Below are 26435 nucleotides of genomic sequence, written 5' to 3'. Positions count from 1 at the left end.
GCCGCAGCCGCCCGCCCGCCCGCAACCCCAGCAACCCCGGCAGGCCCCACCTCCGCCGCCCCCCGAGCCGGACTTCGACATCCCCGAGGACTTCGGCCGCTACGACGACGAGGACCTCGCCGACGACGGCGGCCAGTCCACCCACGAACTGCTCGCCCGCGAGCTGGGCGCGACCATCATCGACGAGTCGCCGACCACCTGAGCCGGCGAACCGTGCCGTCGCCGCGCGTCCGCCCCGCCCGGAGCCGTAGGCTCGACCGCAGGACGGGCCCGCTGAAGCGGGCCGCCCGAGGCGGTGCGAGGCCGCGTGCGAGCGACGAAGGGTGTCCAGGTGTTTCCCGGTGGTGGCCAGCCCGACATGCAGCAGCTGCTGCAGCAGGCGCAGAAGATGCAGCAGGACCTGATGGCGGCGCAGGACGAACTCGCCCGCACGCAGGTGACCGGGAGCGCCGGTGGCGGCCTGGTGACCGCGACCGTATCCGGGGCCGGCGAGCTGCTGGCTCTGGAGATCTCGCCGTCCGCGGTGGATCCTGAGGACACGGAGACCCTCGGCGACCTGATCGTCGCCGCGGTCCGCGACGCGAACCGTGCCGCCCTGGAGATGCAGTCCCAGCTGATGGGCCCGCTCGCCCAGGGCATGGGTGCCGGCGGCCCGCTGGGCCTGCCCGGCATGTGAGCCGGATTCGCCCGACCGAAAGCCGAACCCACCGACAAGAACCCATCGACAACGAACCCACCCACAACGAACCCACCGACGAACCCACCGACAACGAACCCACCCACAACCAGAGCGAGCAGGGAGACGGTAGGTGTACGAAGGCGTCGTACAGGACCTCATCGACGAGCTGGGCCGACTGCCCGGTGTAGGGCCGAAGAGCGCGCAACGCATCGCCTTCCACCTCCTGGCGGCCGACCCGGCCGACGTCCGGCGCCTCGTGCACGCGCTCACCGAGGTCAAGGACAAGGTGCGGTTCTGCGTCACATGCGGCAACGTGGCGGAGTCGGAGCACTGCCGAATCTGCCGCGATCCGCGACGCGACGTCGCGGTGATCTGCGTGGTCGAGGAGTCCAAGGATGTCGTGGCGATCGAGAAGACCCGCGAGTTCCGGGGCCGCTACCACGTGCTCGGCGGCGCGATCAGCCCGATCGAGGGTGTGGGCCCCGACGACCTGCGGATCCGTGAGCTGATGACCCGGCTCGCGGACGGCACGGTGACCGAGTTGATCCTGGCCACCGACCCGAACCTGGAAGGAGAGGCGACCGCGACGTATCTGGCTCGCCTGTGCAAGCCGATGGGTCTGCGGGTGACCCGGTTGGCCAGCGGGCTGCCGGTGGGGGGCGACCTGGAGTACGCCGACGAGGTCACGCTCGGGCGTGCCTTCGAGGGGAGACGACTGCTCGATGTCTGACGACCTGAACGAATTCACCAGTGAGATCGCCGACCAGATCGACAGCTTCGTCCTGGCCGTCGCAGAGGTGGCCAAGGGCGAGGAGCCGGAGCAGGCGGTGTCGATGCTGCTCCTGGAGGTCTCGCAGCTGATGCTCGCGGGCGGCCGGCTCGGCGCGATCGCGGACGTGGTTCCCGACGACCGATTCGAACCCGACTCGGGCCCGGATCCCGACGTCGACGCGCTGCGCTCGGCGCTGTCCCGGCTGCTGGAGCCGATCGACGTCTACTACGAGGTCTTCGACCCGTACGTGCCCAAGTCCAAGCCGGTCGCCGCGCGGCTGTCCGACGACGTCGCCGACGTGGTCGCCGACCTCGCGCACGGGCTCGCCCATCACCGGGCCAGGCGCAACCGCGAGGCGCTGTGGTGGTGGCAGTTCTCGTACCTGTCCAACTGGGGCGCCACCGCGAGCGCCGTGCTGCGCGCGTTGCAGTCGGTGGTCTCGCACGCGCGGCTGGACGATCCGATCATGGAGAGTCTGGACCCGGCCGGACAGGCGCTGGCCGACGAACTGGTCGACGAACTCGCCGAACAACTCGACGAGGCCGTGGTCCTCGGCGGCCCGCACACCTGAACACGCGCAGAGCCGCGACACGCAGCCGCACACGCCCGCGCACGGGGGGAGTCCCACCCCGGGCCCGGCGTACGGGCACCCGCCGCCGCTTCCGACATCCCGACATGGGCGTTCGGTTCCGACTGCCCGCTTAGTGATACGTACGTCTCACAATGTGAATAAAGCTTTGACCACTGTGCGGCCTAGTTAGACTGTGCCGACCGCACAGATATCAAGCGAGGAGCGCACGTGGGCCTTGTCGTGCAGAAGTACGGCGGCTCCTCCGTCGCCGATGCCGAGGGCATCAAGCGCGTGGCCAAGCGAATCGTCGACACCAAGAAGCAGGGCCACGAAGTGGTCGTGGTGGTGTCCGCGATGGGCGACACGACGGACGAGCTGATCGATCTGGCGCAGCAGGTGAGCCCCATCCCTTCCGGGCGCGAGCTCGACATGCTGCTCACCGCGGGTGAGCGGATGTCGATGGCGCTGCTGGCGATGGCGATCAAAAACCTGGGCGTCGACGCACGGTCGTTCACCGGCAGCCAAGCCGGTGTGATCACCGACGCGGTCCACAACAAAGCGCGCATCATCGATGTGACGCCGGGTCGGATCCGCTCCGCGCTCGACGAGGGCGCGATCGCGATCGTGGCCGGGTTCCAGGGCGTGTCCCAGGACACCAAGGACATCACCACGCTCGGTCGCGGCGGCTCGGACACCACCGCCGTCGCGCTGGCCGCCGCGCTCGACGCCGAGGTCTGCGAGATCTACACGGACGTGGACGGCATCTTCACCGCCGACCCCCGCGTGGTGAAGAAGGCCCGGAAGATCTCCCGGATCAGCTACCAGGAGATGCTGGAGCTGGCCGCGAGCGGATCCAAGGTGCTGCACCTGCGGTGTGTGGAATACGCCCGCCGCTACGACATGCCCGTGCACGTGCGGTCGTCCTTCTCGGGACTCGTCGGCACTTGGGTGACGGATGAACCCGAAGGGGACGACATGGAGCACGCGATCATCTCCGGGGTCGCCCACGACACCAGCGAAGCGAAGATCACGGTGGTCGGGGTCCCGGACAAGCCGGGCGAGGCGGCCAAGATCTTCCGCCTGGTGGCGGACAACGAGATCAACATCGACATGATCGTGCAGAACGTCTCCGCGGCCTCCACCGGCCGCACCGACATCTCCTTCACGCTGCCGATGTCGGACGGCCAGAACGCGATGACCGCGCTGACCAAGGCCCAGGCCGAGATCGGCTTCGAGTCGCTGCGCTACGACGACCAGATCGGCAAGATCTCGCTGGTCGGCGCCGGCATGCGCTCGCACCCGGGCGTGACCGCCAAGTTCTTCGAATCGCTCACCGGCGCGGGGGTGAACATCGAGCTGATCTCGACCTCCGAGATCCGGATCTCGGTGGTCTGCCGTGCCGACGGCGTTCCGGCCGCCGTGCAGGCCGTGCACACCGCGTTCGGCCTGGACGACCAGTCCGGCGAAGCCGTCGTCTACGGAGGTACCGGCCGATGACCCGCAAGGACAAGCCCACCCTGGCCGTCGTCGGCGCCACCGGCGCGGTCGGCACGGTGATGCTCGAACTGCTCTCCACCCGCCAGGACGTGTGGGGCGAGATCCGCCTGATCGCGTCGGCGCGCAGCGCGGGCAAGAAGCTCGTCGTGCGCGGCGAGGAGGTCGAGGTGATCGCGCTGAGCGAGGAGTGCTTCGACGGCGTCGACGTCGCGATGTTCGACGTGCCCGACGAGGTCTCCGCGCACTGGGCGCCGATCGCCGCGAGCAAGGGCGCGGTCGCGGTGGACAACTCCGGCGCGTTCCGGATGGACCCCGAGGTCCCGCTCGTGGTGCCCGAGGTCAACGCCGCCGCGGCGCGCGTACGGCCGCGCGGCATCATCTCCAACCCGAACTGCACGACGCTGACCATGGTCGTCGCACTCGGCGCGCTGCACGCCGAACTGGGCCTCAAGGAGCTGGTGGTCGCCTCGTACCAGGCCGCCTCCGGCGCCGGTCAGCCCGGTGTCGACGCGCTGCGCGAGCAGATCGGCAAGGTCGCGGACAGCCGTACGCTGGGCACCCAGCCCGGCGATGTGCGCCGCGCGGTGGGCGACTTCGGCCCGTTCCCGGCGCCGCTCGCGCTCAACGTGGTGCCGTGGGCCGGCTCGCTCAAGGACGACGGCTGGTCGTCCGAGGAGCTGAAGGTCCGTAACGAGTCCCGCAAGATCCTGGGTCTGCCCGACCTGAAGGTGCACACGACCTGCGTGCGCGTCCCGGTGATCACCACGCACTCCCTCGCGGTGCACGCCGTGTTCGAGAACGAGGTGTCGGTGGCCCGGGCGCACGAGATCCTGGACGGCGCCCCCGGCGTCGTGCTGTGCGACGACCCGGAGAACGGCGAGTTCCCGACGCCGGCCGACGTGGTCGGTACCGACCCGACCTGGGTCGGCCGGGTGCGTCGTTCGATCGACGACCCGTTCGCGCTGGACATGTTCATGTGCGGGGACAACCTGCGCAAGGGCGCGGCGCTGAACACCGCCCAGATCGCCGAGGTCGTCGCCGCCGAGCTGACCGAGCGCGACTAGGACCCGTCCGCGAAGCGACGCGGCAGCCGGCGCCCCCGGGTGGGGACGCCGGCTGCCGTGCGTGCGGGCTGCGGGTCGCGACCGCCGCCGCAACCGCGACCGCGACCGCGACCGCGCCACGAGCCTGTCCGCCACGAACCTCTCCGTAGCGGACGTTTCCGTCACGAACCTTTCCGCAACGGACCGTCCCGTCGCGGACCTTCCTCGCCCCGAGTAGCTGACTGCATGTCATCCGGCCCACTACGGTGGGCGGACGTGTGGCTGAAGCCGACGACCGTCCCCGGATCGCAGGCGCATACAACCTTCCCGGGGGGTCGGGTGTCCAACAGTCGTGGCAGAAATGGTCGTGAGGGCGGAACCGGTGCTGCGCCCGGTTCGCATGCCCGTGGTCGGCGCGCTGGAACCGGGCGTTTCGGGAGCTTCCGTGTCCTCTGACGCGGGCGTCTCCATCGACGTCCTCACCGAGACCTACCGCGCGCACTATGGTTCGTTGTTGCGCTTGGCTTCCCTGTTGCTCGACGACACCGATTCGTGTGAGGACGTGGTGCAGGAGTCGTTCGTCCGGGTGCACACCGCCCGGCACCGGTTGCGCGAGGCCGACAAGACGCTGGCCTACCTGCGGCAGACCGTGGTGAACCTGTCCCGGTCGACGCTGCGGCGGCGGATCATGGGAATGCGGCTACTCTCCAAGCCGGAACCGAACTCGACCAGTACCGAGGACGGTTCGCGCCACGTGGCGGAACGCGACGTGCTGGTACGGGCGTTGCGCGAATTGCAACGGCGGCAGCGGGAAGTGATCGTGCTGCGCTATTACGCTGATCTGACAGAGGCTCAGGTGGCCGATCTGCTCGGGCTGTCGGTCGGCTCGGTGAAGGCGTACGCCTCACGCGGACTGGAAGCCCTCCGGGCCCGGATGGAGACGCCGTGAAGAACGACCCGGGGACCCTCGGTCCCGACCCCGACGACCTCGCGGCAGAGGTACGCCGGCGGCTGCACCAGGCCGTGTCCGACGTGCAGCCCGCGCCGGACGCCCTCGAGCGGCTGCGCGCCGCCGTGCCCGCCCGCCGCAGACGGCGTCGGATGGCCACGCTCGGCGCCGCCGGGCTGGCCGTGGCGATCCTGGTCGGCACGCCCGTCCTGCGCACCGCGGTGACCGACGGCGACGATTCCAGGTCGAATGTCGGCGGCGTCCGCCCGTCCTCGTCGTCGGTCAACGCGACCGAGCCGCTGCCGGGGCCGAGCGAGGGGGTCAGCGCGGGCCTGCCGGGCGCCGGGCAGACCCATCCCGCCTCCCGGGGCAGCAGTCCCACCAGCGGGTCCGGTTCCTCGATCGCGCCCACCAGCGGGCAGAGCGCGGGCACCGGCACGGGGCAGAGCACGCCGCCGTCGTCGAGTGTGTCGCCGAGCGAGTCGGTGCCGCCGGTCAAGCCGCCGCCCGCGTGTCGGACCGTCGACATGACCGGGGAGGAGGCGCGGCTCGGCCCGGTCCGCGCCGACGGGCTGGCGTACGGCGTGCTCCAGGTGCGCAGCAACGCGGCCAAGGACTGCGTGGTGACCGGCCCCGGCGTGGTCGTCGTGGTCTCCCCACCCGGGAATCCGATCGTGCAGGTGACGGTGGTCCAGGCGCCGAGCCCCGACGCCGCGACCGCGCTGCCGGTGCCGTCCTCGTCCGCCCAGGGCATCACGCTGCGACCGGGGCAGGCGTACGAGTTCCAGTTCGCGTGGAAGCCGCAACCCCCGGGCGCGGACGGCACGTGTGCCGCCGACGCGCCCAAGGCGCCGGTGCCCGCGCTCGGCTACGCGCTCGCCGCCAACGACTTCAACGTGGCCAAGGTGACGCTCACGCCGACGTGTGGCGGCACCGTGTACCGCACCGACATCTACCGGACCGGGGAGTACGCGCGCGTGGGGTGATACCCGGGATCGGCCCCCGTCGACGGACGGTTACCGTTGGGGGGTGTACCGGTTCCTGCTCCAGCCGCGCTGGCTGGTCTTCCACGTGATCGTGCTCGTCGCGGTCCCGGTGTGCGCGGCGCTGGGATTGTGGCAGTTCCACCGCTACGGCGAACACAAGCGGAGCGGGGACGGCGGCGGGAAGGTGTCGGTGGCGCCCGCGGTGCCGCTCGCCGAACTGCTGCCGCCGGGCGCCCGGGTCGAGGGCGGTGCTCGCGGCCGCGCGGTCACGGTGACCGGGAGCTATGACCCGGCGCACCAACTGGTCGTGCCGGGGCGGCGCCACGACGGGCGCACCGGGTCGTACGTGGTCACCCCGCTCCTCGTGGCCGGCGCGCCCGCGGTGGTGGTCAACCGCGGCTGGGTCGAGGGCGCGAGTGTGCCCGCGCCGCCCGCCGGCACGGTCACCGTCACCGGTCGACTGGAGTGGTCGGAGGCCGAGCACACCTCCGACGTGGATCGGGCCACCGACCTGAAGCCGGGCCAGGTGTCCATGATCAGTACGCCCGAACTGGTCAACGTGCTGCCCTATCCGCTCACCGACGGCTTCGTCGCGCTGACCGCGCAGACCCCGGCCGCCGACTCGGCCGCGCTGGTGCCGATGCCGCCGGCCAAGGCGTCCGGGGGCGGCGGCATCTCGGGGCGGGCGTGGCAAAACCTCGGATACACCGCGCAGTGGTTCGTCTTCGCCGGTGCCGCGGTGTTCGTGTGGTGGCGCGTGGTGCGCCGGGAGGCGGACGAGCGCGCGGAGGAGCAGGAGACGAAGCTGCTCGCGGAGCTGGGCATCGAGACGTGAGGGCCGGGCCCGGCGCGAGCCGAGGCCAGGTGACCGAGGCCAGGTGACCGAGGCCAGGTGACCGAGGCCAGGTGACCGAGGCCGAGCGACCGGGGTGGGCGAGCCCAGTCGCCGGAGGAGCCGCGGAGCCCCGGCGAGCGGGTGTCCCAGAGCACGCCGAGCAGCCGGGCCCTCAGGCTCCGGTACTTCACCGGGCGCCGGGCCTGCGCCGGTTGACGGATCAGCCGAGCGGGTGCGCCGCACGGAGTCGAGCGCCCCGGCACACCGGTCGCCGCCCCCCGCCCGGCCCGATCGGAAGACCGTGCGAGCGGGCCGAACCGGTCGGCCCGCTCGCGGCGACCTACGCGGGGTCGCGCACCGGCAGGCCGATGACCCCGTCGACGAAGGCGAACTCCTGGCGCATCTGCCGGATTCGCTCCTCGACGACCAGCGAGCCGTGGCCCGCGTCGTAGCGGTAGACCTCGTGCGGCTTGCCCAGCTGTGCCAGCCGCTCGACGTAGTTCTCGATCTGCTTGATCGGGCAGCGCGGGTCGTTCTCGCCGGCGCTGATGTACACCGGCACCCGGACCTGCTCGACATAGGTCAGCGGCGAGGAGGCGGCCCAGCGCTCCGGGACCTCCTCGGGCGAGCCGCCGAGCAGCGTGCGGTCCATCGCCTTCAACACGTCCATCTCGTCGTGGTAGGCGGTGACATAGTCCGCCACCGGCACCGCGGCCAGGCCCAGGGCCCACGCCTCGGGTTGCACGCCCAGGCCGAGCAGGGTCAGGTAGCCGCCCCACGAGCCGCCGGAGAGCACGATGCGCTCCGGGTCGGCCAGGCCCGACTCGACCGCCCACGCGCGGACCGCGCCGATGTCCTCCAACTCGATCAGGCCGATCCGCACCCGCAGCGCGTCGGTCCAGTCCTTGCCGTAGCCGGTCGAGCCCCGGTAGTTGACCCGGACCACCGCGAAGCCGTGGTCGACCCAGGCCGCGACGTCGGCGGCGAAGTGGTCGCCGTCGTGCGCGGTGGGCCCGCCGTGGATGTTGAACACGGTCGGGAACGGGCCCTCGCCCACCGGCTTGGACACCAGCGCGTGCACCCGGCCGCCCGGGCCCTCGACCCACGCGTCGGTGACCGGGACCGACCCGGGCGGGCGCTCGCCGGGCGGGGTGAGCAGTACGCCGCCCGCGGTCGAGCGCAGTTCGGCGGGGGTCGAGCCGCTGGACCAGTGGTACTCGACGCTGCCGTCGGGTCGCGCGCCGGAGCCGCCGATGGTGCCGGGCGGGGTGTCGATCCGGGCGAGTTCGCCGCTCTGGAGGTCGTAGCGGTACAACTCGGAACGCCCGTGCTGCTCGTGGTCGACCAGCAGCGCGCGGCCGTCGGGATACCAGTCGGCGGACAGGTCGCCGGGCAGCCCGAGTTCGAGTTCGGTCTCGGTGCCGGTCAGCGGCTCCCACAGCAGCACCTCGTCCCGGCCGCGCCGCTGGTGCACGACCAGCAGGCGCTGGTCGCCGGCGACGGGGGAGAAGCCCATCGAGGACAGGTCGGAGTCCGGCCGGCCCCCTTCGGGACCGTCGTGCAGGTCGGCCACCGGCGTGCCGTCCAGGCGCAGTACGCGCAGCGACGAGCGCATCGCGTCGCCGTGCTCGTTGTGGGCGATGACCAGGTGCGTGCCGTCCTCGGACAGCCCCGACAACCAGGCCGACTCGGCGTGCCGGTACACGGTCACCGGCTCGGCGCCGGGGCGTACGACGTGGATCGAGGAGCCCTCGTCGTCGCTCATCCGGCCGACCACCACGGTGCCGTCCATGGCGAGGCCGAGCCCGCCCGGGTAGGACGGCGCCAGGCCGGGCACGGCCGGCTCGTCCGGACCGCCGTCGAACGGCTGGCGCATCCAGATCCCGAACTCGTCGCCGTCGGTGTCCGCGAACCACCAGATCCAGCGCCCGTCGGGGCTGATCCGGGCCGACGCGGTGCCGTTGGGCCGGTCGGTCACCCGGCGCTGCTCGCCGGTGACGCGGTCCCACGCGTACACCTCGAACGTGCCGGAGGCGTTGGAGACGAAGACGGACTTCGCGGGCGCGTGGTCGGCCCAGCGCGGCAGGCTGATCCGAGCCGCCCGGTAGCGACGTTCCCAGGCGGGGACGGTCGGCGCGGGCTCGGCGATCGACGGTGTGGTCCGGACGGTGTCGGCGGCGGTGTTCTCGGGAGCGGGCATATCGCAATTCAACTACGACCGGCCCCGGTTGTGTTCCGTCACCGACAGGCACCGCTTGACTCCGAACAGGCGTGCGTATCCGGGGCGTGCGGCGAACTCGGCGTACGACCAGACGGCCGGCCGGCCGACCTCCCGACACAGGTGCAGCACCCGATCCGGGCCCAGATGCACTCCGACGTGTGCGGCATAGCCGGGATCCCGAGCCGGGCGCGGGCCGGCGTCGAACAGGAGCAGGTCCAGCGGCGCGGGTTCGGTGACCCGCACGGTCGCGGTGTCGTCGGCCCACAACTCGGACGAGCGCAGTGGTGGGACATGCAGGCCGTGGTGGGCGAGGAAGGCGTACGCGTACAGCTGGCAATTGGCGCCGGCGCTCAGGTCACCGTCGGCGACGGTCTGCGGGTGTCGGGCGTAGACGTATGGGACGTCCCGAAAGCGGGGCGGGAGGGCGGACAGTGACAGGGGGACGGCCGGCGACGAACGGTCAGGGGTGTCGGGCATGCTTGGGATCCAACCCGAGCGAGACCGCGAGTTCCACCAGCGTCATCGCGAACAGCACCACGAACACCGCGGTGTAGTCGCCGGTCAGGTCGTGAATGGTGCCGAACACGATCTGAAGCGCGGCGGCGATCGGGTAGCCGATCAGGAACGTCATCGCGGACAGCCGGCCGGCCGCCGCCGGGCTCGGCGCGAAGCGGACGAGCATCACCAGCATCAACGGGAACGCGCCGCCGAGCGTCAGGCCGAGCAGCGCGATGGTGGGCCACGGCGCCAGATCCGGCGCGAATGCGAGTAGGCCCATGCCGGCCACGGCTCCCGCGACGGTGACCGCGAACAGCGGCCGGGGGTCGGTGAAGCGGTCCGCAAGCACCGGGATCACCAGGCCGGAGACGATTCCGGTGAGGCCGAATACGGACAGCAGCAGCCCCGCGCGCTCGGCACTCCAGCCCTGCTCCTCGTAGGCGGCGGGCACCCAACCGACCACGCCGTAGTAGGCGGTGGTCTGCATGATCAGGAAGACGGCGAGGATCCAGGCCACGGGGCGTCGCCAAGGGGAGGCGTCGGGCGCCGCGCTGCCGGGGGCGGCTGCGGGCCTGGTGGGCCGGGCCTCGGTCTCGTCGGTGCCGGTGCGGCTCGGGTCGATCCGTACCGGCTTCGTGCGTCGGATCACCGGAAGCCAGGCGAACAGCCCCAGCACAGCGGGGACGGCGACCACGCCGAGCGAGAGCTGCCAGGACCCGAAGCCGTCGGACAGCGGTACGGCGAGCGCGCTCGCACCCGCCGCGCCGACCCCGACCGCCGCGCTGTACAACCCGGTGACCGCCCCCGCGTGCTCGGCGAAGTGCGTCTTGACCACACCCGGCAGCGCCGCACCCAGAACCGCGATCCCGCCGCCGGCGACCAGCGTGCCCAGAAAGAGCAGTGCGACCGAGGCCCCGCCGAGTCGGATCAGCACCCCCAGCAGCAGCACAACCACCGACGCCGCCACGGTCCGCTCGTACCCGTACCGAGCCGCCCCCCGATGCGCGAGCGGCGCGAACACCCCCATCGACACGACCGGAATAGCCGTCAGCACCCCGGCCGCGGCCCCCGACAGCCCGAGATCCTCCCGAATCGAGGTAAGCAGCGGCGGCACATTCGTGATCGCCCCACGCAGATTGATCGCCACCAGGAACAGCGCGACCAACGTCAGGACGGCCCCGGGCGCCCGCCGGCCTCGCCCACTCGGCACCGACTCGGTGACAAGATCAAGACGCACCTGGGCACGGGGTGACGGCATGGCTGTACTACCTCGTTCGTAAGATGACAGTGGCTGCATGCACCGACCCCCGGCGGAGCGGACCGAAGCGGACCAACCGACCAAACCATGGACACGGGCCGTTGATTCCCGCCCGCCGGAGCCGTGCTCGGCTCGGACGTCGACCGCGGCTCTACCGGGCGTTGAACGGCCTGCCGGACGCGGCCTGTCGTCTACGGTGTGCGCCGCTTCGGCGGCACGGGGCCGGGGATGACATCCAGACCCATGTGCTCCTTGAAGAGGTGCACCAAGTTGGCTCCGTCGAGAAGTTCCAGTCTGCCGTGCTCGCTTGCAAATGCCTCGCTTGCTCGGCCGAACCAAGAGGTCGTGACCAGGATGCCCTTGGCGGCCCGCTTGTGTTCGACGACGCCGGCGAGTGCCGAGACGGTCTCGTAGGGGACGACGTTCTTGGTGCGCTTGGCCTGGATGATGCAAAGCCCCTTCATGACGGGGTCGGTGTTCATCGCGATCGCGTCCACACCCTCGTCCTTCGAGGGCTGGGTATTCACGCTGTCCAAGCCGATGGCCTCGAACAGTTGCCGGATGAGATGCTCGAACTCCGTGGGGGTCAGTTCCATCAACACGGGCCGGCTGTCGAGGCCGGCGACCACATCGAGGCCGTCCATCAGGCGGAACTTCGACAGGTCGAAGGTGACGAGCGGCCGAACCGGCGCCAACTCGTAGGGGTTCGGTGAGATCAGCGACCGCAGGTGCTTCAGGCAGGCCCGCGGGTCGACCTGGGTCAGGACCAGCCGGCCGAACTCGGCGCGATCCGCCTGGAGTGTGATCAAGCACGGATGCACGTTGTGTCCCGTGGCGCGATCGATGGTGGCGACGTGTCCGTTCAACGCGACGGACCGGATCACGCCTTCGACATCGGCGGCGAAGAGTTCGTGCACCGTGCGCAGCGCCGTCTGGGCCAGGACGGACGCGTACAGGTCCTTGCGCTCCTTTTCCGGGCGAGGCGCAGGAATGATCTCGTCGCGTGTCTTCACGTAGCGGTACGCGCGGGCCGCGGGGACCACGCTCTCCAGTGGCAGGTCGATCTCGACCAGCAGGTCGCCGGTATCCGCTTGAAACGAGACTCGATGAACCCTGGGGAAGTTCTGCGGGTACATCGATGCGGCCAGCACCTGATCGACGAACCACTCGACGGCGGTGACCTCCCCGTCGCGATAGGCCCCCCTACGCTCTTCGAGATCGGCGTTCCACCTCTCGACTCGAGCAGCTTCCTCCCGATTGCGCTTTTCGTACCGGGCGCGAGCCTGCCGTAGCGTTTCGACCCGCCCACTCCGCGCGCCCGGCAGCCGACGGACTCGCCGCCCGGCACACGTCCCTCCACGACGGCCGATAGCCGCCCATTCCTCGCCGGCCCTCGCTCCGTCGCTTACGACGCCCTTGCCGAACTCGGTCACCGAGACGCCCGGCTCACCCTCTCCGTCGCCGACTGCGCGATCCTGGAACCCCTCGCCGCCACATGGCTCGCGCGCGGAATCACCAGGCCGCAACTCGTGCTCGCCCTGACCGCCGGTCCACCCGAGCGGATTCACGCTCCCCGCGCCTTCACCCAAAGGCGACTCACCGAAAAGCTGCCCCCGGAGCCTGTGCAGGCCGAAAGCACGAGCACGACTCCCCAGGTGCCTACGCCTGTCCGCAGGCTCATGGAATGCACCGACTGCGCCGTACCAGGACCTCCCGAGGCTCTTCCCGGTGGCCTCTCCCGAACATGCCGTCACGAACAACCGCCGGCCCCGGCCGCAGGCATGCCCATCCACGAGGTCCGTCGCCGAGTCCAAGAATTGCGTCGAGGGCTCCACAATCTCGCGAGCCATTGACAAAGCCCGAGCGGCCTTCGCCCTCGGATCCGCGCCGGAGACAGCCGTGGAGGACGCTTTGCGTGCCGCGGGTGTGGACGCCGGGGAGGTAGCGAGCGGGCCAAGCTTCTCTGCTTCGCACCTGTACGAAAGCGGACTCTGCACGGGCCACGACCGAGGCGGCCGGCGAGCGACACCGCTGGCAACTTTGCTGCTGTACGCAACGCCAGAGGCCCTATCGGAATCATCCGATAGGGCCTCTGACCTGGGTCGGGGTGGCGGGATTTGAACCCACGGCCTCTTCGTCCCGAACGAAGCGCGCTACCAAGCTGCGCCACACCCCGATGTTGCGCGTTCAGCTTAGCGGGTCGGGGGGCTGAGGCGAAATCCGGTTTAGCGCGGGGGTGCGGAGGGGGTGCCGGCCGTGGACTGACGGGGGGTCAGGGTGAGGAGGGTGGCTTCCGGGGGGCAGGCGAAGCGGAAGCGGGCGTAGCGGGAGGTGCCGCAGCCGGCGGAGACGTGGAGGTAGGCCTCGCGGTCGGCGGACAGGTGCTTGGAGAGGCCCTTGGCGCGTTTGCGGTCGAGGTCGCAGTTGGTGGTCAGGGCGCCGTAGAAGGGGACGCAGACCTGGCCGCCGTGGGTGTGGCCGGCGATCACCAGCGGGTAGCCCTCCGCGGTGAAGGCGTCGAGGGCGCGCAGGTACGGCGCGTGCACCACGGCCAGCGAGATGTCGGCGCCGCGGTCGGGGCCGCCGGCCACCTGCTCGTAGCGGTCCCGGTCGATGTGCGGGTCGTCCAGGCCGACCAGCTCGATGTCCAGGCCGTCCACCTTGAGCCGGCCGCGCGCGTTGTTGAGGTTCGCCCAGCCCGCCGCGTCGAAGCCGTCGCGCAGGTCGGTCCACGGGTTCTCCCGGCCGAGCCGCCGGGTGCCGTCGTCGCGACGCAGGTAGCCCGTGGGGTCCTTGGGGCGCGGGCCGAAGTAGTCGTTGGACCCGAACACGTACGCCCCGGGCCGACCGAGCAGCGGGCCCAGCGCGTCCAGCGTCTCCGGCACCGCCTCCGGGTCGGACAGGTTGTCGCCGGTGTTCAGCACCATGTCGGGGTGCAGCGCGTCGAGCCGGCGCAGCCACTCCTGCTTGCGGCGCTGACCGGACACCATGTGGATGTCGGACACCTGCAGGATCCGAACCGGCCGGGCGCCGCGCGGCAATACCGGCACCTCGACCCGGCGCAGACGGAACGAACGGGCCTCGTAGGCCGCCGCGTAGGTGAGGCAGGCGGCCCCGGTGGCGGCTACGGCTAGGGGAAAGGCTGAACGCGGTCGCATCCCTCCATGCTGGCAGAGCCGGCCGATGCTCGGCAGTCTCGGCGGCGCACCCGACGTCGCGGGACGGCGGCCGGGCCCGCGCGGGAGTGGTCCGGACGCACTCCGAGCGCGGTAATTCGGTACGGCCACACCGGTCACGGCTGCGACACTTGACCCCATGAGCACCCTCAAGAGCCGTTTGCAGAGCGACCTGACCGCGGCCATCCGGTCCCGTGACGAACTGGTCTCCTCGACGCTGCGCCTCACCCTGACCGCGATCACCAACGAGGAGGTCGCGGGCAAGAGCGCCCGCGAGCTGTCCGACGACGAGGTGCTGAAGGTCATCGTGCGCGAGGCCAAGAAGCGTCGCGAGGCCGCCGAGGCCTTCGCGAACGGCGGTCGGACCGAGTCCGCCGCCCGCGAGCGCGCCGAGGGCGAGGTCCTGGCGGCCTACCTGCCGGCGCAGTTGTCGGACGACGACCTTCGCGCGATCGTCGCCGACGCCATCGCGCAGAGCGGCGCCGCCGGCCCGCAGGCGATGGGTCAGGTCATGAAGGTGGTCCGCCCCAAGGTCGGCGACCGCGCCGAGGGCGGCCGGATCGCCGCCGAGATCAAGAGCCAGCTGGCCGGCTGACCACACAGAGCCGATCACACAGGGCCGATCACACACAGCCGACCACACAGAGTCGACCACCACACGGACCGGTCACCGCGCCCGACCCCGGGCGCAGCCGCCCGACCCCCGCTCCACACGCCGATGGTGGTGCCCCCGAACACATCGGGAGCACCACCATCGACATTTCCACGAGCGATCACGAGCGCCTACGAGCGATCACGAGCGATCACGCGATCACCCCACTCAAAACCCCCCGAAGTCCCCACCCCCGATATCCCCCGTGCTCGGCGGCCGAGTGTGCCCCGGTGGCCGCGGCGTCTCCGGAGGCTTGGTGGCACCGCCCCCGCCCGTGGTCGGCGTGGTCGGCGGCGTCACCGGCGGAGTCCACGGCGGCCACGGCGGCCGAGTGTTCCCGCCCCCCGGCGGCCGGTTCTGGTCGCGCGGGTTGGGCTTGCCGTCGTCCGGCTTCTTGTTGGGGTCGGGCTTCGGCGGGATCGCGCCCGGGGGCGGGGCGGCGAAGTCCGGCGCGTCCACACCCTTGAGCGCACCCGACATAGCGCTCTTCCAGATCGGTCCGGGGACCTGTCCGCCGTAGACCTTCTCGTACGTGGTCCCGGCGATCTTGATGTCGACCATCTCGACATCGTTCTTGGCGCCACCGATCCACACCGCGGTGGACAGGTTCGGCGTGTACCCGACGAACCAGGCCGCCTTGCGCTCGTTGGTGGTGCCGGTCTTGCCCGCGTTGTCGCGGTCCTTGAGGCCGGCCTGGGTGCCGGTGCCGTCCTCGACCACACCCTTGAGCAGGGTGTTGATGGTGTCCGCGGTGGACTGCTTCATCACCTGCTTGCAGCCCGCCTGGGGGACGGACAACTTGGTGCCGTCGAGCTTGGCCACCTCGGTGACCGCGATCGGCGTGCAGTACACCCCGCGGCTGGCGAACGTGGCGTACGCCGCGGCCATGTTCATCGGCGCGATGGTGTTGGCGCCGAGCGTCATGCTGGGCACCTGCTTCAGTGCCTCGCCGTTGCCCTGGTGCACACCCATCTGATCGGCCAGCGTCGCGATCGGACACAGGCCCACGTCCTTGGACAGCAGGACGAAGTAGGTGTTGATCGACTTCTCCAGCGCGGTCTGCATGTTCCAGGTGCCGGTCTCGCTGCGGCTCTCGTTCTGCGGTTGGTACTTGGCGTCGCGAGTCGGTTCGCCGCAGGTGCGGAACTTCTCCTTCCGCATGTCGATGTCGTAGCCGGTGGAGTATTCCTGGTCGACCTTCATCCCGTTCTCCAGCGCCGCCGCGGCGGTGATGGGCTTGAACGTGGACCCGGTCTGGAAGCCGTACGTCGAGCCGCCCATGTTGTGGTCGACCGAGTAGTTGAGCGTGGTCTCGTAGTCGCCGAACCCGTACGGCCGGCTCTGCGCCATCGCCTTGATCTTCCCGGTGCCCGGTTCGACCATGACGACCGCGTCGGCGACCGGGTCCTTTTGCAGTACACCCTTGGTTGCGGCGGTGTAGGCCGCCTTCTGGGCCTTTCGGTCCAACGTGGTGGTGATCCTCAGGCCGCCCTCGCGCCACATCTTGTCGCGTTCGTCCTTGTTCGCACCGAACGCCGGGTCGTTCTTGACCACCCGTTCGACGTAGTCGCAGAAGAACGCGGCACCGTCGATCTGGTCGGCGGTGATGCAGCCGTTGGGCAGCGGCTGGGTCTTCAGGTTGAGTTCGGTCGCCTTGGCCGTGTCGGCCTCGGCCTGGGTGATGACCTTCACCTCGGCCATGCGCTGCAACACGATGTTGCGCCGATCCCGCGAGGCGTTGGGATAGCCGATCGGGTCGTACGCCGACGGCGCCTGCACCACGCCGGCCAGGGTGGCCGCCTCGGGCAGGGTCAGATCGGCGGCGTGCTTGCTGAAGTAGCGCTGCGACGCGGCCTCGACGCCGTACGCCTGGCGGCCGAAGAAGGTGATGTTGAGATACCGGGTGAGGATCTCGTCCTTCGACAGCCGTTGCTCCAGGCCGATCGCGTACTTCAGCTCCTTGATCTTGCGGGAGACCTCCTGGGCCTGGGCCTTGGCCACCTTGGCCGGGTCGTTGCCGGCCTCCTCCACGAAGATGTTCTTCACGTACTGCTGGGTGAGGCTGGATCCGCCCTGCTTGGATCCGGTGCCACCCGACTGCTGGTTGCGCAACAGGGCACGCAGGGTGCCCTTGAGGTCGATCGGACCGTGCTCGTAGAAGCGCGAGTCCTCGATCGCCACGATCGCCTGACGCATGATCGGCGCGATCTGGTCGAAGTTCCTCAGGATGCGATAGCGGTCGTAGACCATCGCGAGCTGGTTGCCCTCGGAGTCGAGGATGTACGACGGCTGCGAGAGGAACGGTTGATCCAGATCGCCGGGCAGATCGTCGAAGTTTTCCGACGCCGCCTTCGCGGACAGGCCGAGGCCGCCCACGAACGGCAGCGCGACTCCCGCGACCAGGGCGCCGGCGAGGATGCTCGCCCCCACGAACGCGGCGAACCGTCCCACGAAGCCCAGCGGGGATCGTGGACGGTACGAACCGCGTTTCGGGCGGGCCGAGCCGGAGGAAGTTCGGGCCATGGGCGACAGCCTACGTGCCGAAACACCCTACGCGGTGAAGGCACTTCGCCTAAGCTGGCGGAGCAGCCGGGGGATTCGTGTCATCACGCATTTCACTCTTTGGAGTGAAAGTGGCCGGATGTCGGGTCCTGCTGCCGTCTCTCGTGCCTCCCACGTGCCCTCTTCTGAGTGAAGCCCGGACCCAAAGCGCAAGACCATTCACCCGGACGGGTGGGTCCATATTTGCGCATAGTCCTTCCGGGCCATCGATGACTGCCCGCGCAGGGGCTGTTGCGCGTGCCCAGGGTTTCGTACCGTCCTGCTTGGCATCGGGAATTCCCGACGCCGCCGTTGGGGGAGCCTCGAAAATCGGGAGAGGACGGCACCAGCATGAGCTGGGTTACCGACTGGAGCACGCAGGCCGCCTGCCGGAGTACCGATCCGGATGAGCTGTTCGTGCAGGGGGCGGCGCAGAACCGCGCCAAGGCGGTGTGCACCGGATGTCCGGTCCGCACCGAGTGCCTGGCCGACGCGTTGGACAACCGGGTGGAGTTCGGCGTCTGGGGCGGCATGACCGAGCGGGAGCGGCGCGCGCTGCTGCGCCGCCGGCCGATGATCACCTCGTGGCGTCGGCTCCTCGAGACCGCGCGCGAGGAGTACGAGCGCGACATCCACGGAGACGAGGAGTTCCGGGTCGCCGGCTGAACACGTGTCGGCACACGTGGCGCAACACGTGTGGACGACCCGAGGTCGGCACCTTCGAACACCGCCGCATCCGCAACGCCATCGCGCGCGCACGTCACCGCCCGCCGGGGCCGGGAGTCAGGCCCGGGCCCCGGCGGGGTGGTGACGAGACGTCGGGCGGTGGGTCGCCGCGGTCCGGATCACCCGGGCCCGCGGGTCCGGCCCGGCCGCGAGGTCAGCCGGAGCCCAGGCTCTCGCCGATGACGCGCAGACCCGCCAGGTCGTGCACGTCTCCGGGCAGTGCCGGGACCTCGGTCACCCGTACCTCGGGGTGGATCGACGTGAAGCGGGTCCGCATGCGCTCCTCGCGGTCGATCACCCGCAGCCGCTCGGCGTGCAGCGTGAGCAGCCCCGCGACCAGCCGCAGATCCGCGGGCTGCGGTGCGTCGTCGGCCGATTCCCCGGTACCGGGGTCGTCGAGGTCGTCGGCCCGCTCGGTCAGCGACTCGGCCGCCGCCAGGCTCCGCTCCGCGGACAGGCGCCCCGCGCTCGTGGCGTGCACCCGGTTGAGCACCAGGCCGGCCAGCGGCATGCGCTCGGTGCCGAGCCGGTCGACGAAGTACGCGGCCTCGCGCAGTGCGTCCTTCTCCGGCGCGGCGACCACCAGGAACGAGGTGCCCCGGGCCTGGAGCAGCTTGTAGGTCGCGTCGGCCCGCTTGCGGAAGCCGCCGAAGGTGGTGTCGAGCGCGGCCACGAAGGTCTGGATGTCGGTCAGCAGGTGGGTGCCGACCACCTTGCTCAGCGCGCCGGTCATCATGCCCATGCCCGCCGACAGGAACTTGAGCGCGCCGCGTCCGCCGACCTTGGCGGGGGCGGACAGTATCCGGATCAGCCGGCCGTCCAGGAACGAGCCGAGACGCTGGGGGGCGTCCAGGAAGTCGAGGGCGGAGCGACTCGGCGGGGTGTCCACCACGATCAGGTCCCACTCGCCGGTCGCGTGCAACTGGCCCAGCTTCTCCATCGCCATGTATTCCTGCGTGCCGGCGAAGCTGGAGGACAACGACTGGTAGAAGGGGTTGTCGAGGATCTGCTGCGCGCGCTCGGGGTCGGCGTGTTGTTCGACGATCTCGTCGAACGTGCGCTTCATGTCGAGCATCATCGCGTGCAGGCTGCCGCCCTTGGTCTCGTCGACGTCGACGACCCGGCGGGGTGTGTTGTCCAACTCGGTCAGCCCCATCGACTGGGCCAGTCGGCGCGCCGGGTCGATGGTCAGCACCACCACGTCGCGACCACGCTCGGCCGCGCGCAGCCCGAGCGCCGCGGCCGTGGTGGTCTTGCCCACGCCGCCGGAGCCGCAACACACCAGGATGCGGGTGCCCGGGTCGTCGAGCAGCGCGTCGATCTCCAGCCTGTTCATGCCATCCCCTGCTCGCGCAGCGCTTCGGCGAGGCGGTACAGACCGCCCAGATCCATCCCGTCGGCCAGCAGCGGCAGTTCGTAGACCGGCAGATCCAGGCCGCGGACCAGGGCCCGGCCGGTGCTCTCCAACTCGATCCGGCTCGCGTGCTCGTCGGCCTCGCCGAGCAGCGAGGCCACCAGCGGCCGGGTGGGCTTGATCCCGCCGGCGAGCAGCCCGGCCTCGAGCAGTTCGGGCGTCAGCCGCCGGCCGGTGTCGCTCTCGTCCTCGGCCTGGAGCGGCGGGCGGGCCATGTTGATCACCACACCGCCCGTGGGCAGGCCCGACGCACGCAGTTCGGCGACACCGTCCACGGTCTCCTGGACCGGCATCTCCTCGAGCAGGGTGACCAGGTGCACCGCGGTCTGCGCCGAGCGGATCACCCCCATCACCGCCTCGGCCTGGGTGTGGATCGGGCCGAACCGGGCCAGCCCGGCCACCTCGGTGTTGACGTTGAGGAACCGCGCGATGCGCCCGGTCGGCGGCGCGTCCATCACCACCGCGTCGTAGGCGAACGCCCCCTGCACCCGCCGCCGGGCCGACTCGCACGCCTTTCCGGTCAGCAGCACGTCGCGCAGACCCGGCGCGATGGTGGTGGCGAAGTCGATTGCGCCCAGCTTCTTCAGGCCCTTACCGGCCCGGCCCAGGTGGTAGAACATGTCGAGGTATTCGAGCAACGCCTCCTCCGGGTCGATTGCGAGCGCGTACACCTCGCCACCACCCGGGGCGACCGCGATTTTGCGGTCCTCGTAGGGCAGATGCGGGCAGTCGAAGAGCTGCGCGATGCCCTGTCGGCCCTCGACCTCGACCAGCAGCGTGCGCCGCCCGCCGGTGGCCAGCGCCAAGGCGAGGGCGGCGGCCACGGTGGTCTTGCCGGTGCCGCCCTTGCCGCTGACCACGTGCAGGCGCACGCCCTCCCAATCGGCGTCGCCGTCGGTCGTGCGTGCGCCCGCCGGCCACGTCGTCACGGCAGCCGCCCGGCGGAACGGGGCGGCGCGCTCGGCTCGGGGCGGCGGCATGCCCGGATCCCTGCCCTCGAAGGCCTGCGCCATTCGGCCGCACGCGTGCAACCACCGGACCCGTGTGACCTCGCACCCAAACTCACGAGTCGAGCCTAACCACCCGCTCCCCGCCCGGTCGGAGGTGATCCCCCCGGGGTGACTCGCGTCACGTCACCGTCGACCGAACGGCGTAGCGCGCTTCCTTGTACGCCCCCGTCTCCAGGATGTCCCCGAGCACCCGCGCGGCCTCGACCACGTCGGCGTGTCCGATGTAGAGCGGGTTGAAGCCGAAGCGCAGCACGTCCGGCGGTCGCACGTCGCCGATCACCCCCCGGTCGATCAGCGCCGCCATCACCGCGTGCGCCTCGGGGTGGCGCACCGCGACCTGGCTGCCGCGCCGCGCGTGCTCGGTCGGGGTCAGCGTCTCCAGGCCCAGGTCGTCCACACACGCGATGAACAGGTCGGTCAGCGCCAGGCCCTTGGCCCGCACCTCGGCCATGGACACCCCGTCGTAGGCGTCGAGGGCGGCCTCCAGGGCGAGCATGGACAGCAGCGGGGGCGTGCCGATCCGGGCCCGCTCGATGCCGGGCGCCGGGGCGTAGCCGGCCTCCATGCCGAACGGGTTCGCGTGCCCGTGCCAGCCGGTCAGCGCGGGCTCGAACGCGGCGATGTGCCGCTCGGCGACGTAGACGAACGCCGGCGCGCCGGGCCCGCCGGACAGGTACTTGTAGCCGCAGCCCACCGCGAGGTCCACCTCGTGCGCGTCCAGGTCGATCGGGAACGCGCCCGCGGAGTGGCACAGGTCCCACAGGGCCAACGCGCCGGCGGCGTGCGCGGCGGCGGTCAGGCCGGGCAGGTCGCGCAACTCGCCGCTGCGGTAGTCGACGTGGTTGTACGCGATCACCGCGATCGTCTCGCCGTCCGCGCGCAACACCTCGGCCGCCTCGCCGACCGGCACCCGGCGCACCTCGGCACCGAGCAGGCCGGCGATCGAGTCGGCCAGGTACAGGTCGGTCGGGAAGCTGTCCGGGTCGGCCAGCACCACGGTGCGCCCCGGGCGCAGCCGCAACGCGCCCGCGATCGCGTTGAAGATCTGTACCGACGTCGAGTCGCCGCAGACCACCCGGCCGGGTGCGGCGCCGATCAGCGCGCCGATCCGGTCGCCGATCCGCGCGGGCGCGCCCCACCAGTCGTTGGCGTTCCAGGAACGGATCAAGTCCGTGCCCCACTGCCGGTGCACCGCGTCCCGCAGCGCCTCGGGCACGCCGGCGGGCAGCGCGCCGAGCGAGTTGCCGTCGAGGTAGATCACACCCTCCGGCAGCAGGAACCGCTCGCGCACGTGCGCCAGCGGATCGGCGGCGTCGAGCGCGGCCGCGGCGGTGCTCCGCCCGGCCGCGAGGCCGGCGGTCGAGCGTTGCTCCGACGAATCGTCGGCGAGCGTGTTCAACGAGGAATCCGACATGCTCCACCAGTCTTTCGATGAATCAGGACTTCGATGGTTCGACCAAGGTGCGCATGGTCCACAACTCGGGAAAAACGCGCACGCGAACGGTCTGTTCCAACCAAGAAGCACCGGCCGAACCGCCCGTTCCCGGTCGGTTCCCCAGCGCTCGCAGTGTGGCGGCCAGGTGTCGCTCGCGCCAGCGGGTCCAGCGCTCGGAGATGTCGGTCAACACCTCGCCGAGAGCGACCAGATCGCGCACCCCGTCGGTGTAGGCGCCCGCCCACGCGCGTTCGACGTCCTCCGTCGGCTCGTAGGGCCGGCTCGGGTCGGGCCGCCCGCTCGCGGCCTCGCGCAGGCCCCGCCGGGCGAGCAGGTCGAGCGCGTGGTCGTACAGGCTCGGCGCCCGCAGCGCCCGATCCAGCTCCGCGTGCACGTCCGGGGCGCCCACGTAGCCCCGCAGCACCCCCGCGCGCTTGATCCCGAGCAGGAACTCCAGGTGCCGGTACAGGTACGACTGGAAGCCGGACGCCTCGCCCAACTCCTCGCGGAACGCGCCGAACTCGCCGGGGGTGAGCGTGGCGAGCAGGTCCCACGTGGACACCAGCACGTCCAACTCGCGCACGCTGCGCCGCAGCGTGTCGGTCGCGCCCGCCACGTCGTCGGCGTCGAGCCGCTCGCCCGCGATGGTCCACTCGTGCCGGAGCAGCGCGAACAACAACTCCATCACCTGGGACGCGATCAGGAACGACATCTCGGCGGGCACGTCGGTGCGGGTGCGCTGGAGGGACAGCAGGGTGTCAAGGCGCACATAGTCCGCGTAGGGGACCGCGCCGGGCTCACCCGCATCCGGCGGGTGGACGCCGTGCGCCGGTGCGCTTCGGGGCGTAGGTGCGCCGACCGCCATACGTCCACCTCTCGCGCCGGGCCCGCCGGGGGCCGGTCGGGGAGTGCCCACATGCAATCGTGCGACGGTTCGGTTGGGAATGGGCGTCGAACCTCGGAACGGCCGATTCGGTTTACGCTCGCAACGTGTCGGACGGCATACCCTCACGATCGTGAACGGAGGGCGAACATGGACGCGATCGACCGCAGACTGCTCGCCGAACTGCAACGCGACGCCCGGACCTCGCTCAACGAACTGTCCCGGCGGATCAACCTCTCCGCGCCGGCGGTGGCCACCCGGGTGCGCCGGCTCGAACACAGCGGCGTGATCACCGGCTACCACGCGCACGTGGACCCGGCGGCGGCCGGCCGCGGCGTGATCGCCCTGGTCCGGATGAACTGCTACGGCCCGGGCTGTCTGCTGCGCCGCGACGCGGACACGGTGCGCGAATGGCCCGAGGTGCTCCAGGTGCACCGGGTCACCGGCGACGCGTGTTGCCTGCTGATGGTCGCGGTCGCCACCATGGTCGACTTCCAGGTGCTCATCGACCGGCTCGCCGAGCACGGCAAACCCTCCAGCACGATGGTGTTGTCCTCGCCGGTGGCGTGGCGCCCCGTCGAACCGCCGGACGTGTCGGTCTAAAGTCTGGACCCATGACGAAGTGGGAATACGTGACCGTCCCCCTGCTGGTGCACGCGACCAAGCAGATTCTGGACAACTGGGGCGACGACGGCTGGGAACTCGTCCAGGTGGTGCCGGGTCCGAACCCGGAGAGCCTGGTGGCCTACATGAAGCGGGCGAAGCAGGTGGCGGCGTGAGCGAGGTACACCCCGAACAGCGCATCACCGACCTGGGCCTGACGCTGCCCGGCGTGGTGCCCCCGGTCGCGGCCTACGTGCCCGCGATCCGCACCGGCAACTACATCCACACCTCCGGCCAGCTGCCGATGATCGAGGGCAAGCTGCCCGCGACCGGCAAGGTCGGCGCCGAGGTCACCGCCGAGGAGGCGAAGGAGCTCGCGCGGCAGTGCGCGCTCAACGCGCTCGCGGCGGTCAAGGCCGAACTCGGCGACCTCGCGCTGGTGCGCCGGGTGGTCAAGGTGGTCGGCTTCGTGGCCAGCGCCCCCGACTTCACCGGGCAGCCCGGCGTGATCAACGGCGCCAGCGAACTGCTCGGCGAGGTCTTCGGCGAGGCCGGCCGGCATGCGCGCAGCGCGGTCGGCGTGGCGGTGCTGCCGCTCGACGCCCCGGTCGAGGTGGAGATCCTCGTCGAGGTGGTCTGATCCGAACGGCGCGCGTCCCGTCGAGGTACGCGCGGAGCGGACCCGCACCCGAAAGGGGCGGGTCCGCTCGGTTTCGGGGGGTCAGGGATGGAACTTGACTCGGTCAGGCGTACGATCCGGCGCATGGCCGAAACGGGGAGTACGCAAGCCGGGAACGCCCAGCCGGGCATGCCCGCGTCCTGGACCGAGCGGGCCCGCGCGATCATCGCCGGCGAGGCCGAACCGGTGCCCCCGCGCCGCGCGGCGACCGTGGTGCTGCTGCGCGACCGCCCCCGAGGGGCCGAGGCGTACCTGCTGCGCCGGCACACCACGATGAAGTTCGCGGCCGGGATGTACGCCTTCCCCGGCGGCGGGGTCGACCCCCGCGACGCCGACCACTCGCCCGCCTGGGCCGGTCCCGAACCCGCCGAGTGGGCCGAACGGCTGGGCACCACGGTCGCCGAGGCCCGCGCGATCGTGTGCGCGGCGGTCCGGGAGACCTTCGAGGAATCCGGCGTGCTGCTCGCCGGGCCCGACCCGACCACCGTCGTCTCGGACACCACCGGCGCCGACTGGGAGGCCGACCGCGCCGCGCTGGTGGCCCGCGAGCGCACCTTCACCGAGTTCCTGGCCGGCCGCGACCTGGTGCTGCGCTCCGACCTGCTCGGCGCGTGGGCGCGCTGGATCACCCCGGAATTCGAGGACCGGCGCTACGACACGTGGTTCTTCGTCGCCGCCCTGCCCGCCGGCCAACGCACCCGCGACGTCTCGGGCGAGGCGGATCGGGTCACCTGGGCCCGCCCCGCCGACGCGCTGGCCCAACACCGCGCGCAGGAGATGGCGATGTTGCCCCCCACCATCGACACGCTGCGCCATCTGGCCGAACTTCCCGACCCCGCCGCCGCGCTGGCCGCCGCCGCGGACCGCGAGATCAGCCCGATCATGGCGCAGGGCCGTTTCGACGGGGACCGCCTCGTGCTCGAATGGCCCGGCATCGCGGACCCGTTCGGTCTGCGCTGACCCCGCGTCGGCGCCCCGGGGGCCGATACGCAACGATCCACCGTTCGGTCCCGGGCACCCGAGGTACAGGATGGCGACCATGAACGCACAGCCCCTGCCCGGCAACCCTCGCGCGAACATCGGCGGACCCGCGAGCGCGCGGGTGACCTGTCTGCTCGCGCCGAACCCGAGCGTGATGTCGCTCGACGGCACCAACACCTGGATCGTGGCCGAGCCCGGCGCGGACACCGCCGTGGTGATCGATCCGGGCCCCGACGACGAGGGCCATCTGCGCGCGATCGTCGCCGCGGTCGAGGCGGAGGGCCGCCGGGTGGGCCGGATCCTGCTCACCCACGGCCACCCCGACCACTCGGCGGGCGTGGCGGGCCTGAAGGCGCTCACCAACGCGGTGGTGCACGCTGTCGACCCGCAGTGGCGCTACGGCGGCGAGGGCCTGACCGACGGGCAGGTGATCGACGACGGCGGACTCGATCTGCGCGTGCTGGCCACACCCGGCCATTCGGGTGACTCGGTGTGCTTCGTGGTGGCCGAGGACCGGTTCGTGATCACCGGCGACACCGTGCTCGGCCGCGGCACCACGGTGGTCGCGCATCCCGACGGCCGCCTGGGCGACTACCTGGACTCGCTGCGCCGGCTGCGCGCGTCGGCCGAATCCGGCGAGATCACCGCCGTACTGCCCGCGCACGGCCCGATCCTGGACGACGCGGCCGGCGTGCTCGACTTCTACCTGGCGCACCGGGCGGCCCGGCTGGCCCAGGTCGAGGCCGCGGTCGCCGCGGGCGACACCACCGCCGAGGAGGTCGTCCGGCGGGTCTACGCCGACGTGGACCGCGACGTGTGGTGGGCCGCCGAGTTGTCGGTCCGCGCCCAGCTGGAGTATCTGGCCGAGCGCGCCGACGCCTGAGCGCGTCGACGCCCGAACACGACCGTGGGGCCGCCCCCCGCGGGCCCCCCGGCGGTGTGTTGGGGGGGAAAGCGCGGGCGGCGGCGCAACCCCCCCACCGACCAAACGACCCCCCCCCCCGCCCCCCCCCCCCGCCCACCCCC

General features: G+C 71.3%; 25 protein-coding genes, 1 tRNA gene and 1 pseudogene. 16 read left to right on the top strand and 11 right to left on the bottom strand.

The window, feature by feature from the left end; translation table 11 throughout:
* The 9 genes and pseudogenes from ACFRCG_RS20055 to ACFRCG_RS20015 form a co-directional block, all read left to right on the top strand.
* A pseudogene (locus ACFRCG_RS20055) lies at positions 1-202 on the top strand (hypothetical protein); the annotation flags it as partial.
* Positions 203-331: 129 nt separating this feature from the next.
* Positions 332-676, top strand: coding sequence for a YbaB/EbfC family nucleoid-associated protein (locus ACFRCG_RS20050; RefSeq protein ID WP_078976477.1), 345 nt, complete (start codon positions 332-334; stop codon positions 674-676).
* A gap of 133 nt (positions 677-809) precedes the next feature.
* Entirely contained in the window at positions 810-1409 is a 600-nt protein-coding gene (gene recR, locus ACFRCG_RS20045) for a recombination mediator RecR (RefSeq protein ID WP_380033218.1), read from the top strand.
* Positions 1402-2022 carry a DUF5063 domain-containing protein gene (locus ACFRCG_RS20040; protein ID WP_380033216.1) on the top strand — a complete coding sequence of 207 codons (621 nt, stop codon included), beginning with the start codon at positions 1402-1404 and terminating at the stop codon, positions 2020-2022. Before recR ends, ACFRCG_RS20040 begins: the two co-directional genes overlap by 8 nt.
* Positions 2023-2250: 228 nt before the next feature.
* Positions 2251-3519 (top strand): aspartate kinase, encoded by a 1269-nt coding sequence (locus tag ACFRCG_RS20035; protein ID WP_126639165.1) that lies wholly within the window; start codon positions 2251-2253, stop codon positions 3517-3519.
* A complete protein-coding gene (locus ACFRCG_RS20030) occupies positions 3516-4583 on the top strand; it encodes an aspartate-semialdehyde dehydrogenase (protein WP_126639166.1) in 1068 nt (355 codons plus the stop codon). Before ACFRCG_RS20035 ends, ACFRCG_RS20030 begins: the two co-directional genes overlap by 4 nt.
* A 340-nt stretch (positions 4584-4923) precedes the next feature.
* A complete protein-coding gene (locus ACFRCG_RS20025; RefSeq protein ID WP_379998804.1) occupies positions 4924-5511 on the top strand; it encodes a SigE family RNA polymerase sigma factor in 588 nt (195 codons plus the stop codon).
* On the top strand, positions 5508-6497 hold the full coding sequence (locus ACFRCG_RS20020) for a hypothetical protein (protein ID WP_380033214.1): 990 nt from the start codon (positions 5508-5510) through the stop codon (positions 6495-6497). Before ACFRCG_RS20025 ends, ACFRCG_RS20020 begins: the two co-directional genes overlap by 4 nt.
* A gap of 43 nt (positions 6498-6540) precedes the next feature.
* Entirely contained in the window at positions 6541-7332 is a 792-nt protein-coding gene (locus ACFRCG_RS20015; protein ID WP_380033213.1) for an SURF1 family protein, read from the top strand.
* A 340-nt stretch (positions 7333-7672) separates the two neighbouring features.
* Here ACFRCG_RS20015 and ACFRCG_RS20010 read toward each other — a convergent pair whose 3' ends face one another.
* From ACFRCG_RS20010 to ACFRCG_RS19985, 6 genes are all read right to left on the bottom strand, one after another.
* The gene (locus tag ACFRCG_RS20010) at positions 7673-9532 is read right to left on the bottom strand and encodes a prolyl oligopeptidase family serine peptidase (RefSeq protein ID WP_380033211.1); all 1860 of its coding nucleotides are present in this window, start codon (positions 9530-9532) and stop codon (positions 7673-7675) included.
* A 12-nt stretch (positions 9533-9544) separates the two neighbouring features.
* Positions 9545-10030: a cell wall hydrolase gene (locus ACFRCG_RS20005; RefSeq protein ID WP_380033209.1), complete on the bottom strand. Its 486-nt coding sequence runs from the start codon at positions 10028-10030 to the stop codon at positions 9545-9547.
* A complete protein-coding gene (locus ACFRCG_RS20000; protein ID WP_380033207.1) occupies positions 10014-11288 on the bottom strand; it encodes a CynX/NimT family MFS transporter in 1275 nt (424 codons plus the stop codon). The genes ACFRCG_RS20005 and ACFRCG_RS20000 overlap by 17 nt, the downstream gene beginning before the upstream one ends.
* Positions 11289-11500: 212 nt before the next feature.
* Positions 11501-12877 carry a restriction endonuclease gene (locus ACFRCG_RS19995; RefSeq protein WP_380033205.1) on the bottom strand — a complete coding sequence of 459 codons (1377 nt, stop codon included), beginning with the start codon at positions 12875-12877 and terminating at the stop codon, positions 11501-11503.
* Between the two features lie 534 nt (positions 12878-13411).
* Positions 13412-13485: transfer RNA gene (locus ACFRCG_RS19990), tRNA-Pro, on the bottom strand.
* 49 nt (positions 13486-13534) lie between these two features.
* Entirely contained in the window at positions 13535-14467 is a 933-nt protein-coding gene (locus ACFRCG_RS19985; protein WP_380033204.1) for a metallophosphoesterase, read from the bottom strand.
* Between the two features lie 157 nt (positions 14468-14624).
* Between ACFRCG_RS19985 and ACFRCG_RS19980 the strand changes: the two genes are divergently transcribed.
* Positions 14625-15080, top strand: coding sequence for a GatB/YqeY domain-containing protein (locus ACFRCG_RS19980; RefSeq protein WP_380033203.1), 456 nt, complete (start codon positions 14625-14627; stop codon positions 15078-15080).
* Between the two features lie 225 nt (positions 15081-15305).
* On the opposite strand, the gene ACFRCG_RS19975 is transcribed toward ACFRCG_RS19980, so the two are convergent.
* Positions 15306-17660, bottom strand: a complete 2355-nt coding sequence (locus tag ACFRCG_RS19975) for a transglycosylase domain-containing protein (RefSeq protein WP_380033201.1) — start codon at positions 17658-17660, stop codon at positions 15306-15308.
* A 369-nt stretch (positions 17661-18029) separates the two neighbouring features.
* On the opposite strand from ACFRCG_RS19975, the gene ACFRCG_RS19970 reads away from it, so the two are divergent.
* The gene (locus ACFRCG_RS19970; RefSeq protein ID WP_020554910.1) at positions 18030-18344 is read left to right on the top strand and encodes a WhiB family transcriptional regulator; all 315 of its coding nucleotides are present in this window, start codon (positions 18030-18032) and stop codon (positions 18342-18344) included.
* Between the two features lie 214 nt (positions 18345-18558).
* Here ACFRCG_RS19970 and ACFRCG_RS19965 read toward each other — a convergent pair whose 3' ends face one another.
* The 4 genes from ACFRCG_RS19965 to ACFRCG_RS19950 form a co-directional block, all read right to left on the bottom strand.
* A complete protein-coding gene (locus tag ACFRCG_RS19965; protein WP_380033199.1) occupies positions 18559-19740 on the bottom strand; it encodes an ArsA family ATPase in 1182 nt (393 codons plus the stop codon).
* Entirely contained in the window at positions 19737-20798 is a 1062-nt protein-coding gene (locus tag ACFRCG_RS19960) for an ArsA-related P-loop ATPase (protein ID WP_380033197.1), read from the bottom strand. Before ACFRCG_RS19960 ends, ACFRCG_RS19965 begins: the two co-directional genes overlap by 4 nt.
* A gap of 148 nt (positions 20799-20946) precedes the next feature.
* Positions 20947-22242, bottom strand: coding sequence for a kynureninase (kynU, locus tag ACFRCG_RS19955; RefSeq protein ID WP_380033195.1), 1296 nt, complete (start codon positions 22240-22242; stop codon positions 20947-20949).
* A gap of 22 nt (positions 22243-22264) precedes the next feature.
* Positions 22265-23128, bottom strand: coding sequence for a tryptophan 2,3-dioxygenase (locus tag ACFRCG_RS19950; RefSeq protein WP_380033193.1), 864 nt, complete (start codon positions 23126-23128; stop codon positions 22265-22267).
* A gap of 168 nt (positions 23129-23296) precedes the next feature.
* On the opposite strand from ACFRCG_RS19950, the gene ACFRCG_RS19945 reads away from it, so the two are divergent.
* The 5 genes from ACFRCG_RS19945 to ACFRCG_RS19925 all read left to right on the top strand — a co-directional run bounded on the left by ACFRCG_RS19945 (position 23297) and on the right by ACFRCG_RS19925 (position 26292).
* The gene (locus ACFRCG_RS19945) at positions 23297-23749 is read left to right on the top strand and encodes an Lrp/AsnC family transcriptional regulator (RefSeq protein ID WP_380033191.1); all 453 of its coding nucleotides are present in this window, start codon (positions 23297-23299) and stop codon (positions 23747-23749) included.
* 11 nt (positions 23750-23760) lie between these two features.
* Positions 23761-23925 (top strand): DUF4177 domain-containing protein, encoded by a 165-nt coding sequence (locus tag ACFRCG_RS19940; protein ID WP_170222226.1) that lies wholly within the window; start codon positions 23761-23763, stop codon positions 23923-23925.
* Positions 23922-24389 (top strand): RidA family protein, encoded by a 468-nt coding sequence (locus ACFRCG_RS19935; RefSeq protein ID WP_380033189.1) that lies wholly within the window; start codon positions 23922-23924, stop codon positions 24387-24389. Before ACFRCG_RS19940 ends, ACFRCG_RS19935 begins: the two co-directional genes overlap by 4 nt.
* Positions 24390-24512: 123 nt before the next feature.
* Entirely contained in the window at positions 24513-25388 is an 876-nt protein-coding gene (locus ACFRCG_RS19930; RefSeq protein WP_380033187.1) for an NUDIX hydrolase, read from the top strand.
* Positions 25389-25467: 79 nt separating this feature from the next.
* Positions 25468-26292 carry an MBL fold metallo-hydrolase gene (locus ACFRCG_RS19925; RefSeq protein ID WP_380033186.1) on the top strand — a complete coding sequence of 275 codons (825 nt, stop codon included), beginning with the start codon at positions 25468-25470 and terminating at the stop codon, positions 26290-26292.
* Positions 26293-26435 lie beyond the last annotated feature (143 nt).

Origin of the sequence: Embleya sp. NPDC056575 (assembly GCF_042793325.1) — a bacterium.
Taxonomy (GTDB): domain Bacteria; phylum Actinomycetota; class Actinomycetes; order Streptomycetales; family Streptomycetaceae; genus Embleya.
This window is presented reverse-complemented; position numbering and strand designations above follow the sequence as displayed.

What these genes read in the sequence shown, in the direction of transcription:
- ACFRCG_RS19980 (WP_380033203.1), top strand. Translation starts at nt 14,625, where the DNA reads ATGAGCACCCTCAAGAGCCGTTTGCAGAGCGACCTGACCGCGGCCATC.
- ACFRCG_RS20040 (WP_380033216.1), top strand. Translation starts at nt 1,402, where the DNA reads ATGTCTGACGACCTGAACGAATTCACCAGTGAGATCGCCGACCAGATC.
- kynU (WP_380033195.1), bottom strand. Translation starts at nt 22,242, where the DNA reads ATGTCGGATTCCTCGTTGAACACGCTCGCCGACGATTCGTCGGAGCAA.
- ACFRCG_RS19945 (WP_380033191.1), top strand. Translation starts at nt 23,297, where the DNA reads ATGGACGCGATCGACCGCAGACTGCTCGCCGAACTGCAACGCGACGCC.
- ACFRCG_RS20025 (WP_379998804.1), top strand. Translation starts at nt 4,924, where the DNA reads ATGGTCGTGAGGGCGGAACCGGTGCTGCGCCCGGTTCGCATGCCCGTG.
- ACFRCG_RS19960 (WP_380033197.1), bottom strand. Translation starts at nt 20,798, where the DNA reads ATGCCGCCGCCCCGAGCCGAGCGCGCCGCCCCGTTCCGCCGGGCGGCT.
- ACFRCG_RS19970 (WP_020554910.1), top strand. Translation starts at nt 18,030, where the DNA reads ATGAGCTGGGTTACCGACTGGAGCACGCAGGCCGCCTGCCGGAGTACC.
- ACFRCG_RS19940 (WP_170222226.1), top strand. Translation starts at nt 23,761, where the DNA reads ATGACGAAGTGGGAATACGTGACCGTCCCCCTGCTGGTGCACGCGACC.
- ACFRCG_RS20005 (WP_380033209.1), bottom strand. Translation starts at nt 10,030, where the DNA reads ATGCCCGACACCCCTGACCGTTCGTCGCCGGCCGTCCCCCTGTCACTG.
- ACFRCG_RS19930 (WP_380033187.1), top strand. Translation starts at nt 24,513, where the DNA reads ATGGCCGAAACGGGGAGTACGCAAGCCGGGAACGCCCAGCCGGGCATG.
- ACFRCG_RS20010 (WP_380033211.1), bottom strand. Translation starts at nt 9,532, where the DNA reads ATGCCCGCTCCCGAGAACACCGCCGCCGACACCGTCCGGACCACACCG.
- ACFRCG_RS19925 (WP_380033186.1), top strand. Translation starts at nt 25,468, where the DNA reads ATGAACGCACAGCCCCTGCCCGGCAACCCTCGCGCGAACATCGGCGGA.
- ACFRCG_RS19965 (WP_380033199.1), bottom strand. Translation starts at nt 19,740, where the DNA reads ATGAACAGGCTGGAGATCGACGCGCTGCTCGACGACCCGGGCACCCGC.
- ACFRCG_RS19985 (WP_380033204.1), bottom strand. Translation starts at nt 14,467, where the DNA reads ATGCGACCGCGTTCAGCCTTTCCCCTAGCCGTAGCCGCCACCGGGGCC.
- ACFRCG_RS20030 (WP_126639166.1), top strand. Translation starts at nt 3,516, where the DNA reads ATGACCCGCAAGGACAAGCCCACCCTGGCCGTCGTCGGCGCCACCGGC.
- ACFRCG_RS19975 (WP_380033201.1), bottom strand. Translation starts at nt 17,660, where the DNA reads ATGGCCCGAACTTCCTCCGGCTCGGCCCGCCCGAAACGCGGTTCGTAC.
- ACFRCG_RS19950 (WP_380033193.1), bottom strand. Translation starts at nt 23,128, where the DNA reads ATGGCGGTCGGCGCACCTACGCCCCGAAGCGCACCGGCGCACGGCGTC.